The sequence below is a fragment of the Streptomyces sp. NPDC088794 genome, assembly GCF_044750545.1.
GTDB lineage: Bacteria > Actinomycetota > Actinomycetes > Streptomycetales > Streptomycetaceae > Streptomyces.
This window is the reverse complement of record NZ_JBIVKB010000003.1, coordinates 211,306-224,912: the sequence shown is the minus strand read 5'-3', so window position 1 is coordinate 224,912 and position 13,607 is coordinate 211,306. Positions and strand designations below refer to the sequence as shown.

The 13,607-nt window shown below is 69.1% G+C and carries 13 protein-coding genes and 1 pseudogene; 8 read left to right on the top strand and 6 right to left on the bottom strand.

All coding sequences use genetic code 11. The features are described from left to right. Positions 1-13: 13 nt before the first annotated feature. Both ACIP6U_RS10030 and ACIP6U_RS10025 read left to right on the top strand, forming a co-directional pair. Positions 14-1,300, top strand: a complete 1,287-nt coding sequence (locus ACIP6U_RS10030) for a cytochrome P450 (RefSeq protein WP_401714693.1) — start codon at positions 14-16, stop codon at positions 1,298-1,300. A gap of 73 nt (positions 1,301-1,373) precedes the next feature. Continuing rightward, positions 1,374-2,738 (top strand): pyridoxal phosphate-dependent decarboxylase family protein, encoded by a 1,365-nt coding sequence (locus tag ACIP6U_RS10025; protein WP_401714691.1) that lies wholly within the window; start codon positions 1,374-1,376, stop codon positions 2,736-2,738. Between the two features lie 37 nt (positions 2,739-2,775). Here the strand turns inward: ACIP6U_RS10025 and ACIP6U_RS10020 are convergent, their stop codons facing one another. Continuing rightward, positions 2,776-3,546 carry an SDR family oxidoreductase gene (locus ACIP6U_RS10020; RefSeq protein WP_401714690.1) on the bottom strand — a complete coding sequence of 257 codons (771 nt, stop codon included), beginning with the start codon at positions 3,544-3,546 and terminating at the stop codon, positions 2,776-2,778. A gap of 203 nt (positions 3,547-3,749) precedes the next feature. Beyond that, entirely contained in the window at positions 3,750-4,355 is a 606-nt protein-coding gene (locus ACIP6U_RS10015; RefSeq protein WP_401714688.1) for a TetR/AcrR family transcriptional regulator, read from the bottom strand. Positions 4,356-4,564: 209 nt separating this feature from the next. Here ACIP6U_RS10015 and ACIP6U_RS10010 point away from each other — a divergent pair, with 209 nt between their 5' ends. Beyond that, positions 4,565-5,359 carry an FkbM family methyltransferase gene (locus tag ACIP6U_RS10010; RefSeq protein ID WP_401714687.1) on the top strand — a complete coding sequence of 265 codons (795 nt, stop codon included), beginning with the start codon at positions 4,565-4,567 and terminating at the stop codon, positions 5,357-5,359. A gap of 83 nt (positions 5,360-5,442) precedes the next feature. Here ACIP6U_RS10010 and ACIP6U_RS10005 read toward each other — a convergent pair whose 3' ends face one another. Both ACIP6U_RS10005 and ACIP6U_RS10000 read right to left on the bottom strand, forming a co-directional pair. Beyond that, positions 5,443-6,837 (bottom strand): cytochrome P450, encoded by a 1,395-nt coding sequence (locus ACIP6U_RS10005; RefSeq protein WP_401714686.1) that lies wholly within the window; start codon positions 6,835-6,837, stop codon positions 5,443-5,445. 441 nt (positions 6,838-7,278) lie between these two features. Beyond that, a complete protein-coding gene (locus ACIP6U_RS10000; RefSeq protein WP_401714685.1) occupies positions 7,279-7,914 on the bottom strand; it encodes a TetR/AcrR family transcriptional regulator in 636 nt (211 codons plus the stop codon). Between the two features lie 93 nt (positions 7,915-8,007). Here ACIP6U_RS10000 and ACIP6U_RS09995 point away from each other — a divergent pair, with 93 nt between their 5' ends. Beyond that, on the top strand, positions 8,008-8,661 hold the full coding sequence (locus ACIP6U_RS09995; RefSeq protein ID WP_401714683.1) for a CatB-related O-acetyltransferase: 654 nt from the start codon (positions 8,008-8,010) through the stop codon (positions 8,659-8,661). Here the strand turns inward: ACIP6U_RS09995 and ACIP6U_RS09990 are convergent. Beyond that, on the bottom strand, positions 8,658-9,569 hold the full coding sequence (locus ACIP6U_RS09990) for an alpha/beta fold hydrolase (RefSeq protein ID WP_401714681.1): 912 nt from the start codon (positions 9,567-9,569) through the stop codon (positions 8,658-8,660). The two genes, ACIP6U_RS09995 and ACIP6U_RS09990, sit on opposite strands and share 4 nt — an antisense overlap. Positions 9,570-9,672: 103 nt before the next feature. On the opposite strand from ACIP6U_RS09990, the gene ACIP6U_RS09985 reads away from it, so the two are divergent. Continuing rightward, complete coding sequence (locus tag ACIP6U_RS09985; protein ID WP_401714679.1) at positions 9,673-10,083, top strand: winged helix-turn-helix transcriptional regulator; 411 nt, start codon at positions 9,673-9,675, stop codon at positions 10,081-10,083. Positions 10,084-10,540: 457 nt separating this feature from the next. Then, complete coding sequence (locus ACIP6U_RS09980) at positions 10,541-11,656, top strand: acyltransferase family protein (RefSeq protein ID WP_401714678.1); 1,116 nt, start codon at positions 10,541-10,543, stop codon at positions 11,654-11,656. Positions 11,657-11,766: 110 nt separating this feature from the next. Here the strand turns inward: ACIP6U_RS09980 and ACIP6U_RS09975 are convergent, their stop codons facing one another. After that, entirely contained in the window at positions 11,767-12,648 is an 882-nt protein-coding gene (locus ACIP6U_RS09975; protein WP_401714677.1) for a helix-turn-helix transcriptional regulator, read from the bottom strand. On the opposite strand from ACIP6U_RS09975, the pseudogene ACIP6U_RS09970 reads away from it, so the two are divergent. Both ACIP6U_RS09970 and ACIP6U_RS09965 read left to right on the top strand, forming a co-directional pair. Beyond that, positions 12,647-13,051: pseudogene (locus ACIP6U_RS09970) on the top strand (SDR family NAD(P)-dependent oxidoreductase); the annotation flags it as partial. The gene ACIP6U_RS09975 and the pseudogene ACIP6U_RS09970 overlap by 2 nt on opposite strands. Positions 13,052-13,154: 103 nt before the next feature. Then, positions 13,155-13,592 (top strand): SDR family NAD(P)-dependent oxidoreductase, encoded by a 438-nt coding sequence (locus ACIP6U_RS09965; protein WP_401714675.1) that lies wholly within the window; start codon positions 13,155-13,157, stop codon positions 13,590-13,592. The last annotated feature ends 15 nt before the right edge of the window (positions 13,593-13,607 follow it).

Genomic DNA, 13,607 nt, shown 5'->3' with positions numbered 1-13,607 from the left:
TCAGGAGCCACCGATGACCGAGACGACCCTGACCACTGCCGCGAACGAGCCGCTGCCGCTCGCGGACGTGAACCTCGCCGACCTCGACAACTTCACCGACGGCGTGACCCCGTGGCGCATGTTCCACACCCTGCGCCACGAGGACCCCGTCCACTGGCAGCCGGAAGAGGCCCCCAACTCCGGCTTCTGGTCGGTGACCCGGCATGCCGACATCGCCCGCGTCGACCGGGACGCGGACACCTTCACCTCCACCCGGTTCGTCAACCTCGAAGAGGTCGACGACGACCAGATCAAGAAGCGCGCCTCGATCCTGGAACTCGACGGTGTCCGCCACCGGGCGCTGCGCAGCGTGATCCAGCGGCAGTTCGGGGCGGGGGTGATCAACAGCTACACGGACTTCCTGCGCGGCCTGACGGCGAAGACCCTGGACGCGGCGCTGGCCAAGGGCAGCTTCGACTTCGTGAAGGAGATCTCCGCCGACTTCCCCATCAACGTGCTCGCCCGGCTGCTCGACGTCCCGCCGGAGGACAACCAGCAGCTCATCGACTGGGGCAACCGCATCATCGGCAACACCGACCCGGACTACGCCGACGTGCTCCTGCACAGCGAGGAGAGCGAGAAGTACCGCGACCTGCCGTTCCGTTCGCCCGCCTCGCTCGAAGTCTTCGAGTACGGGCGGGAGTTGGCCAGGCAGCGGCGCGGCGGCGAGGGCGCGGACCTGGTCTCCAAACTCGTCAACACCACCCCGCGCGACGGCGTCCCGCTCTCCGCGCAGGACTTCGACAACTACTTCCTGCTCCTGGTCGTCGCCGGCAACGAGACAACCCGGCACACCATCACCCACTCCATGCTGGCCCTGCTCCAGCACCCCGAGCAGCTGGCCCGCCTGAAGGCCGACCCGTCCCTGATCCCCACGGCGGTCGAGGAGTTCCTGCGCTGGGCGTCCCCCGTCTACCACTTCCGCCGCACCGCGACCCGGGACGTCGAACTAGGCGGCAAACGGATCAAGGAGGGCGACAAGGTCGTCATGTGGTACGCCTCCGGCAACCGCGACGAGGAGGTCTTCACCGACCCCTACGCCCTCGACGTGGCCCGGCAGCACAACGACCACGTCACCTTCGGCAAGGGCAGCCCCCACCTGTGCCTGGGCAACCTGCTGGCCCGCACCGAGATCCGCATCATGTTCGAGGAACTGATCCCCCGCCTCGCCGACATCCGCCTGGTCGGCGAAGTGCCGCGGGTGCGCTCGAACTTCGTCAACGGAATCAAGAAGTTGCCGGTGGAGGTCACGCTCGCCTGAGGAGGCGTGAGAGCACGAACCGAATCGTCCGGTAGGCCTCCGGCTCATCGGAGAGAAGACGTGAGGAAGAGCAGTGGATCTGCAGCACTGGCTCGGCCGAGCCACCCACGCGATACAGGACTGGGCCGACACCTACGGCCCTTATCAAACACACCCTTCCCTCCTGGTGGACGACGACCGCTTCGCCGTCGCCTTCGGGGAACTCACGGGAAGACTGAAGGACAACTACCCCTTCTTCCACCCCCATTACGCGGGCCAGATGCTCAAGCCCCCGCACCCCGCCGCCGTGGTCGGCTATGTCACCGCGATGCTGATCAACCCCAACAACCACGCCCTGGACGGCGGCCCCGCCACCGCGGCGATGGAACGCGAGGTCGTCGCCCGGCTCGCCTCGATGTTCGGATACGACACCCATCTCGGCCACCTCACCACCAGCGGCACGATCGCCAACCTCGAAGCCCTCTTCGTCGCCCGCGAACTCCACCCGGGCCGCGGCGTCGCCTACAGCCAGGACGCCCACTACACCCACGGCCGCATGTGTCACGTACTGGGCCTGAAGGGGCACCCCGTACCCACCGACGACCACGGCCGCATGGACCTCGAAGCCCTGGAGGACATCCTGGGCACCGGGGAGGTGGGCACGGTCGTGGTCACCACCGGCACCACCGGGCTCGGTGCGATCGACCCGGTCCACGAGGTTGTTCCCCTCGCGGAGCGGCACGGTGTCCGCGTGCATGTCGACGCGGCCTACGGCGGCTTCTTCACCCTCCTCGCCGGCGCCGACGGCCCCGAGGGACTGCCGGCGGAGCCCTGGAGGGCCATCGCACGATGCGACTCGATCGTGGTCGACCCCCACAAGCACGGCCTCCAGCCCTACGGCTGCGGAGCGGTCCTCTTCCGCGACCCCGAGGTCGGCCGCTTCTACCTCCACGACTCGCCCTACACCTACTTCACCTCCGCCGAACTCCACCTCGGCGAGATCAGCCTGGAGTGCTCCCGCGCCGGCGCCTCCGCAGCCGCCCTCTGGCTCACCTTCCAACTCCTGCCGCCCACACCGGACGGACTCGGCCAGGTCCTGGCCGCTGGCCGACGTGCGGCACTGAAGTGGGCGGACCTCATCGACGCATCCGAGCACCTGCGGCTCTACCAGCGGCCGGAGCTCGACATCGTCAGCTACTTCCCCGCCGTCGAACCGGCCACCCTGACCGCCATCGACACGGCCTCCGCCCGCATCCTCACCGACGGCATGACCAGCCCCGACCCGATCTTCCTGAGCACCTTCAGGGCCGACCGCGAGGCGTTCACCGCACGCCACCCTCGGATCACCGGGGACGCCGACGGCGCCCGGATCCTCAGGAGCGTGCTCATGAAGCCGGAGTCCGAGGACCACGTCGAGTATCTGCACCAACGGATCGAACACCTGGTCCGAACTCGCTGACCGGCTGGTCCGCGGCTGGTGTTGGTGTGCGGTGCGGCTACCAGTCGAGGTGCGCGGCGAGGAAGGGCGCGGTGTCGGGTGCGGCCTTGCGCGCTGTGAGGACGGCTTCCGCGTTCTCGCCGACGGGGATGCGGAAGGGAGCCTTGTCGCCTTCCGCGATCGTCGCTGTCACGGCGTCGGCGACTTCCTGCACGGAGACCGGCGCCGCGCGGAAGGGGCCGAGCCTGTCCAGCAGCGGGCGGTAGGGGTTGGTGTCGTCGAGGTGGACCTGGGCGCGTTCGGCACCACCGGAGGCCACGGCGGGCGGTTGCACGACGTGTACGGATACGCCGAAGTGACGGGTCTCGATGGCGAGGGTCTCGGCGAGGGCCTCAAGGGCGTGTTTGGTCGCGCCGTAGGCGCCGATGAGCGGGATCACGTAGCGGCCCTGGACGCTGGACATGAAGATCAGCTGTCCTGTTCCGCGTCGGCGCATCTGGGGCAGGACGCCCTGTGCGACGCGCAGGGCGCCGAAGGTGTTGAGTTCGAACAGGTCGCTCAGAGCGGTGAGAGGGATCGTCTCGAGCGGCGCCCGCACGGTCGCTCCGGCGTTGCTGAGCAGGACATCGATGTGACCTGCCTCGGCCAGCGCCTGGTCGACCGAGGCCTGGTCGGTGACATCGAGCTGAAGCTTCTGCGCCGCCGGCAGGTCGTCGAGCATGGACACGCTGCGGGCGGTGGCGATGACCTCGTGGCCTTGTTCGTGCAGCGCCGTCGCGACACCCTTGCCGATGCCGCGGGATGCCCCGGTGATGAGTACGCGAGCCATGGGTGGAGCCCCTTTCCTGTCACTGGCGGGCGGCATGCCCTTGCGTGAACCGCCGGTCGGCTTGGGGTGCCGTTCATACGCCCGCCAGAATAGTATGTAGGTCAGCATACATAGTGTGATGCGGCAAGTCGCGAAGGTCGGCCTGCGGTCTCGGGGGTGCTCGGGAGCGCGCCGCGGAACGCCAATGTGATTGCGGGCAGTCTTCAGGCGCGCGTGCGCCGCGTGCTCTTCGGCGACACGCTCGCGGCGTGGCTGGCCAATACGGTTCGCACCGAGTCGTAGGGGGTGGGGCTGCGCAGGGCGCGGGAGGTGATCATCGCTCCCTGGACGCCCGCGATCACGGCGTCGGCGAGCACTCTCGCCGAGGCGCGCTCCACGCCGAAGGCGACGAAATGGAAGGCCAGCCTGTCGGTCATCTCCGAGAAGGCGCGCCGGCCGGTTTCGGCGATCTCGGCCGAGTCCTGCGCGGCGCCCTCGGTGATGAGAGGTGCGACGCCGCAGCCGCGCGCGTAGTCGCTTGCCGCCATCGCGTCGCGGCCCAGGTCGAGGTAGACCTCTACAAGCTGGCTTGCGGACGTGGCCTGGTCCGCGGCCCGGTCGATGATCTCGACCTGCTCGAACGCATGGGCTTCGGCGGCTTCGATCGCCAGCTGCGCCTTGCCGCCGGGAAAGTGGAAGTACACCGAGCCGCGGGAGGTGCCGCTGAGTTCGAGGACATCGGAGAAGGCGGTGGCGCTGTAGCCGCGCTGACGGATCAGCTGCTTGGCGGCCTGCACCATCTTCTGCTTGGCGTCCGTGCGCTTTCCCATCTCGCATCCTCTCCACGCGACCATATATGTCGACCTGCATAGTACCTGTACGGGTGGTCCGAGGAGAGCGGCGGCAGAAGTGCTGGGGGACAGATGCGGCAGGGAGCGGACATCCGTTGCTGACTTCGACGTCGTCCGGGACACGGCTGAATCGAAGGGTGCGGGCTGGTTTGTTGGCTCCAACCCTGATACATCATCTTGTCATGGTCATGAGCGCGATCGAGCTGCACAGCATCAATCGCTGGGAGGCGTCCTTCCTGCGCGAGGAGGTGGACGGCTACTTCACCCACGGCATCGAGTGCACGCCGGGCGCGACGGTCCTCGACGTGGGCGCCAACATCGGTGTGTTCTCGGCCGCCGTCTACGAGCGGCTGGACGGGGACGTGCGAATCTACGCCTTCGAGCCGATGCCGCCACTGCACGCGACACTCGAACGCAATGCTCGCGAGTTCTTCAACGGACGTCTGACCGCGCTCCCTTACGGCCTGGCGTCCCGTGACGAGGAGCTCGATTTCAGCTACGTCCCGGCCGCCACGATCTTCTCGTCCTCCTCGCGGGACGAGGGGAACATCGAGGACGAGCGGCGCCGGGTCACCGCCAGCGTTGTGGAGATGATCCGCCAGGGCGGCGCGGGACCGGTCCTGCGCCGCGTACCCGCCCGCGTCCTCACCGCTCTCATCGGCCGCAAGCTGCGGGTGCTGCGACAGCTCGAGACGCACCGGGTGAGGGTCAGGCCCCTGTCGTCGGTGCTCGACGAGCAGGGCATCGACCGCATCGACCTGCTCAAGGTCGATGTGGAAGGCGCCGAACTCGAGGTACTCAGAGGCATCGAGGAACGTCACTGGCCGCTGGTCCGTCAGGCCGTCGTCGAGGTGGAGGGCTGGCAGCAGAACCGCGACACGATCTGCGAGGTCCTCCGCGCCCATGGCCTCACCGTCACCGCCGAGCAGGACTCGGTGCAGCGGGCCGGCGACATCGGGATGGTGTTCGCGGTCAGGCCCTGACCCCACGTGCGGCAGCCACCCGAACCACCCCCAGGACCATGGCAGTTCGGCGTACGTCCGCAAGCAATCGCGACGGCATGGAGCTAGAGGCCGACCTCGGCTCGGGGACGGTTGCGGGCGCGGACGGTCATCTGCAGGGTGCGCGGCCTTACGGTGAGCCGGGCGACCTGGCGGATGACCTGGCCCTCGGCGAGTTCCAGCCGTACCGAACGCAGCATCGTCGAGAGCGCCGTGACCATCTCGGTGAGGGCGAGACGGTCCCCCATGCACTTGTGCTTGCCGTCCCCGAAGGGCAGGAACGCGCCCGGCGGAGGCTGCTGCTGCGCGGGGTCGGTCCACCGGTCCGGGTCGTAGGTCTCCGGGTCGGGAAAGCGCTCGGGGTCGCGGTGCAGGGCGTGCTGGCAGTAGGCCAGTTCGGTGCCGGCGGGCAGCGTCCACCCGCCGAGCCGGGTCTCCTCGGTGGTGCGGCGGGTGACCAGCCAGCCGGGGTGGTGCAGCCGCAGGGTCTCGGTGATCACCCGGTTCAGGTAGGGCAGCCGGGTCACGTCGTCGAAGGTGACAGGACGGTCGCCGACGACCTCGTCCAGCTCGGCCAGGATCCGGGCCTCGATCTCGGGGTGGCGGGCGAGTTCGTACAGGGTCCAGGACAGCACCGACGCGGTGGTCTCGGTGCCCGCCACGGCCAGGGTGAGGATCTCGGAGCAGATCTGATGTCCGGTCAGCGGCTGGCCGGTCTCCTCGTCGACGGCGCGCAGCAGCATCGAGAGCATGTCCCCGGTGTCGTGCCCGGAGGCCTGCAGTTCGTCGACGGCGGCGCTGATGGTGGCGCGTACGCCGTCCCGGGCCCGGTCGAAGCGGCGGTTGAAGGGCAGCGGCAGGCGCTCGGCCCAGTCGGGCACCATGATGCGCACACCGACGTCGTTCAACACCACCGACAGGTCGCTGCGCAGCCGGCGGAAGACGCCGTCGTCGAGACTGCCCGCGAACACCGTCTTGGCCAGCATGTCGAGGCTGAGCCCGACCATCGCCTCGCGTACGTCGAGGGTTCGCCCGGGTTCCCAGCCGGCGACGGTGGCTGTCACCTCGGCGCGCATGAGGTCGACGTAGCGGCTGATCTCGGTGTGGGCGAACGCCGGTTGCAACTGGCGGCGCTTGCGTACGTGGTTCCGGCCGACGGCCGTCACGACGCTGTCGCCCAGCAGCTGGCCCAGCTTGTCGTAGAGCCGGCCCTTGTCGAGGGAGGGCCCCAGGGCCTTGAGCATCTGGTGGATCAGGGCCGGGTCCTGGACCACGATGGTGCGCGTGCCGGGTTGCAGGATGATCTCGACGAGTGGTTCCCGCGTCTCGCGCAGCGAGTCGATGAAGCCGAGGTTGTCGCGCATCTTCAGGGCGTGACCGATGAACGGAAACGATCCTGCGGCTCGGGGTATGGGGGGAGGCGCAGTGGACGTCACTGGTCGTCCTTTCGCGGCAATCATGGGCGCCCCTATGACTTCCCTTCTCCTTCACCGACGCAACCCTGTCATGGACGTGTCGTGCGCCACGTGTGACGAGATGGTTGGGAGGGGAGAGGGACGACCACTGCTTTGGCTGCGCGGGCGGGGTGAGGCCGAACTCGGCGTACGGAACAGGGTGGTGCTCGGCAGCAGTCGGCCGCCTGCTGCCGGAGCCCCCCGTGTTGAACAACCCTGAGACTAGGCCGGGTTCGGCACGGCACGGTCCTGACAGATGTCAGGACCGAGTCGTTGTCGGGACCGTGCGATGCGTCAACCGCCAGCGCGCTCGGCCCAGTTCGTCTTGCCGGTGTGCCGTACTTCGGATCGCCGTAACACTCCACCTCCGCCGCCGTGGACGGAGCCGATGCTGAGAGCGATGAGACTGCACCTGCCAGCCCTGGTGTTCGCTCCCTGTCTCCTCGATTACTCGCTCTCTTGCCGCTCTTCTCGGCTGGCGGAGAAGGCGCCCGCGGCGGCCGCCAGGACTGCCATCTCCGCGGCTCGTTGCGGGAGTTGCGGGTCCGGATCGGTGCGCAGGAGGACCAGCTGGTGGTAGAGCGGCGCCGTGGCGGCGATGAGCAGGCTCCGTGCGTCGATGTGCTGTGCGGGGAGTTCACCGCGTTCGATGGCGCGCTCGACGAGGATCTCGCACTGGTCGTAGCGGTCCGTCCACAGCCGTGTCTGGGCCCGCGCGGCCTGTTCGAAGTGGAAGGAGGCGGCCATCAGGGCGAGGGCGAACGACGGCTGCACGACCAGAGACTCCTGGATCTCCTCGTTGAGGGCCGTCAGATCGCCGCGCAGTGAGCCGGTGTCCGGCGGCTGCCAGTCCATCTCGCCGGCGGCGTCGATGACGTCGACGAGCAGTCCGCCGACATCGTGCCAACGCCGGTAGACCGTCGCACGGTGCACTCCGGCCCGCGTCGCGACCCCCTCCATCGTGAGTCCTTGATGACCGACCTCGGCGAGTTCGGCGCGCACCGCGTCGAGAACCTGGGCGCGGATGCGGGCGGTGCGGCCACCCGGACGGCGGTCCGATGTCGTATCGAGCGGGTCTGTCATCGGCAGTCGGTATCCGGTTGATGAGGTCGGCAGGGCTGTGCCAGCATCTTAACGCGACAGTTGTCGCTCTAGGTCCCCTGGAGAGGAACCGCGATGCCGCCCGTTCCCGCCGACCCCACCGTGCTCCACCCGATGCCCGGGCACCCGCGCGTGGTTCTGCTCAAGCCGTTGGTGCAGTCGCCGCTGATCGAGGTCGGTGACTTCTCCTACTACGACGACCCGGACGACCCGACCGCGTTCGAGACGCGTAACGTCCTGTACCACTACGGTCCCGAGCGGCTGGTCATCGGCAAGTACTGCGCGCTGGGGACGGGCACCCGGTTCATCATGAACGGCGCCAACCACCGTATGGACGGTCCTTCCACCTTCCCGTTCCCCACCATGGGGGGTTCCTGGGCCGAGCACTTCGACCTGATCACCGGCCTGCCCGGGCGGGGCGACACGGTCGTCGGCAACGACGTGTGGTTCGGCCACGGCGCCACGGTCATGCCCGGTGTGCGCATCGGTCACGGCGCGATCATCGCCGCCGGCGCGATGGTCACCGGCGACGTCCCTGACTACGGCATCGTCGGCGGCAACCCCGCCCGGCTCATCCGCACCCGCTACGACACCGCTGACATCGCCCGGCTCCTCGCCGTGGCGTGGTGGGACTGGCCCGTACAGCACATCACCAGGCACGTACGGACGATCATGTCGGGGACCGTCACCGACCTGGAGGAGGCCGCCGCGCAGATCGCCATGCGCTAGGTGCCGCTGCACTGCCTCGCGGACGCCAAGAGGTCGCGCGGGGAGGCACGCTGGGGAACGAGATCGGCAGAGAGGAAGGGAGCAAGGAGCGCGATCAATGCGTCGGGGCGGTCGAGGGGGATGATGTGGCCGCAGTCCTGGAGGTGGTGTCCGACCAAGTCATCGGCGATGGGACGGAGTTGGCGTTCAAGCCCGGTGCCGACGGGGTGAGAGCCGACGGCCATCGTGGGCATCGTCAGTCGAGCCGTCGCGACGGCGTCCTGTATCTGCTGCGCGCTGGTGGGCAGGGCCCGGTAATAGGAGAACGCGCAGCGCAGGGCCTCGCTCCCGGTGAACGCGTGGACGAAGGCCGCACGGATGTCGTCGGGTACTCCTCGCCCGAGCGTCCCCGAGTCGAGGAACCAGTCGATGTACGGGGCCTCGTTGCCGGCCAGGACGGTCTCGGCGAGGCCGGGGACGGCGTGGAAGCCGAACCACCACGGGGCGCCGCCCGCGACGACGTGTTCTGCTCCGGGCAGGCGGCCGAGCAGTGCCTCCATCACGACCAGGCGCCGGACGAGGGCAGGGCGGCGCAGAGCGAGCAGGACGGCGGGGGCGACGCCCGCGTCGATGCCCACCACTGCTGCCGACGGCTCACCGAGTGCGCCGAGCAGCCCTTCGGCGTCGGCGGCGAGGGTGCCTGCGTCGTACCCCTCGACGGCTCGTGAACTGGCACCGAAGCCTCGCAGGTCCGGGGCGATGACCCGGTACTGCCCGGCCAGTCGGCCCATGATGCCGCTCCAGAGCTGCCAGGTGTGGGGGAAGCCGTGCAGCAGGAGAACTGCGGGTCCGTCCCCGGCGATGGCGACGTTGAATTGGACGCCGTTCGTCGAGATGCGGCGGAGCTGGAGTGAGGTGGTGGCGGGCATGACGGCCCCTCCCGGGGTTGGTTACCATTAGTGACCACCAAACGATAGGTAACCGTCCGACCGCCGCCTAGACGGCACTTTCAGGGAAGGTGGTGAGCCACAGGTGACCGCCCAAGAAGCCCGGACCGCCGGTCGCGGGGTGCGCGGCGATCTGTTCGATCCCCAGTGCCCGACGCGTCAGTTGCTGGACCGCATCGGTACGAAGTGGACGTCCATGGCCGTCAAGACGCTCGCCGATGCCGCACCGGACGAGGTGCGCTTCGCGGAGCTGAAACGCCGGATGCCGGGCGTCTCGCAGAAGATGCTGTCCGTGACACTGCGAGGCCTGACCCGCGACGGGTTGGTGACGCGCCGGGTCGAACCGACCGTACCGCCGCGGGTCTTCTACCGACTCACCGGACTCGGGCTGTCCCTGGAAGTCGCGCTCGCGGGCCTGCGGACCTGGGCGGAGGAGCACATGAACGAAATCGACCGCGCCAACGAAGCCGCCGACCAGGAGGTCGGTGAGCGATAGGGCCGGTTCGGCATTCCCTCGCCCCGGCCGTCGCCGACGGCGCGGAGTCCGTCGTGACCCTCGCGACGATCGGCCAGGACGGCCCGACGGGACAGCTCATCGACCGGTCTGGACACCTCCCGTGGTGAGCCTGCCGGCCCTTGAGAGACCAGTTCGCCGCGATCCTCCCCGTCCGGAAGGAGTTCGTCGTCGGCCGCCCACTTGACTGTGCGTGAGGAAGCCGACCCGCGTGACCTGCAGGTTGCTGGGTAGACGAAGTCTTTCCAGCGGTGCAGTCGGCAGGTGGGAGGCGATGCGTTTCATGGGCAGGTCAGGGAGTGTGCCGGCGACGACCGGCGACCGGGAAGCGGGGGTGGCGGACCCGGATGCCTCAGATCCTTCACCCGCACCGGAGGGATCGTCGAGACGCGCGACGTCCGGCCGGGGTTTCCCGTCGGCGGCCGCGCACCGCGGCCGTGTGAATGGTCTGGACGGTCTGAGGACCGTCGCGGTGGCGATGGTTCTCGTCTACCACGTAAGGCCGGACGTGTTGCCGGGCGGCTCGGTCGCGGTGGATGTCTTCTTCACCATCAGCGGTTTCGTCATCACCAGGCTTCTGCTCGCCGAGTACGCGCGCACGGGCGGCATCGGCCTGTGGAGCTTCTACCGGCGCCGCTGGCTCCGACTCGTCCCCGCCCTCCTGGTGGTCTGCGCGGTGTGCGTGGTGCTGTCGCTGACCACGTCACTGCGGGCGTTCGACGGCGCTTGGCCGGCCGCTGGCCTCGCGGCGGCGTTCGTGGTGAACATCGTGCGGGCCGTGCAGCCCGGCCCGTACTCCGACCTGACCGGACCGCTGGGGCACACATGGTCGCTCAGCGTGGAGGAGCAGTTCTACCTGCTGTGGCCGCTGGCGTTGCTGTTCCTGCTCAGGCGATTCCAGGCCCGTACGGTATTGCTGTGCACCGCGGCCTTGTGCGTGCTGCCGGTGCTGTGGCGATTGCACCTGTGGAACCCCGACGCGGCGCACCGCATCTACAACGGCACGGACACCCGCGCCGACCAACTGCTCGCCGGCGCTTTGGCGGCAGTGGTCCTGGCCCGGCTGCGCGCCGACGATCCACGGCTGGCCATGTTGCGCGGCTGGGCCGGTCGACTGGCCTGGCCCGCGCTCGGCCTGCTGTTCCTGACCGCGTGGAAGGTGCCGGTCACCGGCGGCGAGAGCGCCTGGACGCCAGTCTGGTACACCGTCGGTTTCCTGGCCGTCGCCATGGTGTCCGCCACGCTCGTCATGGGGCTCGAACTGCGCCCGGAGGCCTGGCTGTCACGAGTCCTGTCCCTGGCGCCTTTGGCCTGGGTGGGCCGCAACCTCAGTTACGGCATCTACCTGTGGCACTACCCGATCATCCGGCTGCTGGGCTCCCTCGGAGTGGTGGACGGTCGGCTGTCGGCCACGGTGGTGCTGACCTTCGTCATGGCTCTGCTGTCGTACGCACTCATCGAGACCCCGTTCTTGCACAGAGGCCGACGAGTCCGCTCGGAGCCTGCATGCCGCTCTGCGGTGAGCACCCCGACGGCGGCACATCCACCGAAGTGATCCGAACGGCCGCCGGAGCAGCCGTGGTTCGGAAGTACGGTTCGGGTCAGAAGGACCAGCACGCGCAGAACATCCGCCCGGCCTGATCCGGCCGTCTGCCGACCTCAAGCTCAGCCTTTCCGCGTGATCCCCTCGCCCACCTGCCCGCCGGACGTGTGCGTCCAGCTGGCCAGGATGTCGAGGGCGTCCGCGGAGGGTGAGGCGGGTTCGGGGGTGAGGAGGGTGAGGTTCTGGTCGGGGTCCCCCTCGACGGCCAGGACGACGTAGTCGAGGGTGAGGTCGCCGACCAGCGGGTGGTGGAGGCGTTTGGTGCCGGTGGTGTGGGCGAGGACGTCGTGGTCGGCCCACATACGGCGGAAGACGTCGCTGTGCACGGACAACTCACCGATCAGCTCGGTGAGTCGGGGGTCGTCGGGATGGCGTCCGGCGTACAGGTGCAGGGTGGCCACGCAGTCACCGGCGGCCGTGTCCCAGTAGTCGGCGTACAGGGCGTGGGCGGCTTCGTCGAGGAAGACGTAGCGGGCGAAGTTGCGCTCGCGGTGGGGACGGTCCTGGAAATCGGTGAAGAGGGCGTAGCCGAGCCGATTGGCCGCCAGAACGTCCATCCGTCGTCCCAGGACGATCGCGGGAGTGGCGAGTGAGTCCAGCGCCCGGTACAGGACCGGACGCACCCGCTGCGGGCTGAGCGGCCGTCCGCGGCGGGAGCGGGTTGTGGTGGGCTGGGCCAGATCGAAGAGGTGGGCGCGTTCGGTGTCGTCCAGTTGGAGGGCGCGGGCGACAGCCTCCAGTACGGCGTCGGAGACGCTCTGTGTCCGGCCGCGCTCCAGGCGGATGTAGTAGTCGACGCTGACCCCGGCGAGCTGGGCGACCTCCTCGCGGCGCAGCCCCGGGACCCGGCGGACGCCCCGGTGCGGGGCGAGGCCGGCCTGCTCGGGGGTGACCCGGGCCCGGCGGGTGCGCAGGAACTCGCGGATCTCGGTGCTGCGGTCCATGAATCCACCGTACGGCCGCCCTGACCCGTGGGCCGTCCGCAAAGGGGTACTGCCGGACCCCCGGTGGAGGGGTACCCGTTGTGGCGGCCTGGGCGGGGGGAGCGGGTGGTTGCCTGGATTACGGGCCCACCGCAGCAAGCGCCCCGACCAGAGAACAGGACACCCCATGAGCTCCCCGACCCCATTGGATCTGAGCGGCACCGTCGCGCTCGTCACCGGCGCGAGCAGCGGTATCGGCGCCGCCACCGCCCGTCGGCTGGCCGAACACGGCGCCTCCGTAGCGCTCGTGGCCCGCTGCAAGGACCGGCTGGACGACCTGGCTGTCGAGATCGAGAAGAGGGGCGGCACCGCGCTGGCGGTGGGGGCCGACATCACCGACCGCGCTCAGGCCGAAGCGGCCGTACAGCGGTCCGTCGAGCACTTCGGACGACTGGACACCCTGGTCAACAACGCCGGCCTGATGCTCGGGCCCGGTCGTCGGTGCGGACGTCGAGGAGTGGGAGCGGATGATCGCCGTCAACGTCCAGGGCCTGCTCCACACCACCCGCGCCGCTCTCCCGCACCTGCTCAAGTCAGCCGACGAGGGCCCGCGCCAGGTCGCCGACATCGTCAACATCAGCTCGATCGCCGGCCGGATCGCATGGAGCGGGTACGGCGTCTACAACCTCACCAAGTTTGGCGTGAACGGCTTCACCGAGTCCCTGCGCCAAGAGGTCACCCAGCGGCACGTCCGCGTCGGCGTCCTCGAACCGGGCGGTGTGGACACCGAGTTGGGCTCGCACAACGACCACAAGCCCGAGGTTCGCGAGGCGATCGGCGCACTCTACCAGCAGACCGCGGTCCTCGCCCCCGACGACATCGCCGACGGCGTCACCTACATGGTCACCAGGCCCCGCCACGCCTCCATCGGCGAGCTGTGGATCATGCCCACCGACCAAGCCTGAATCGTCCCTCGCGTC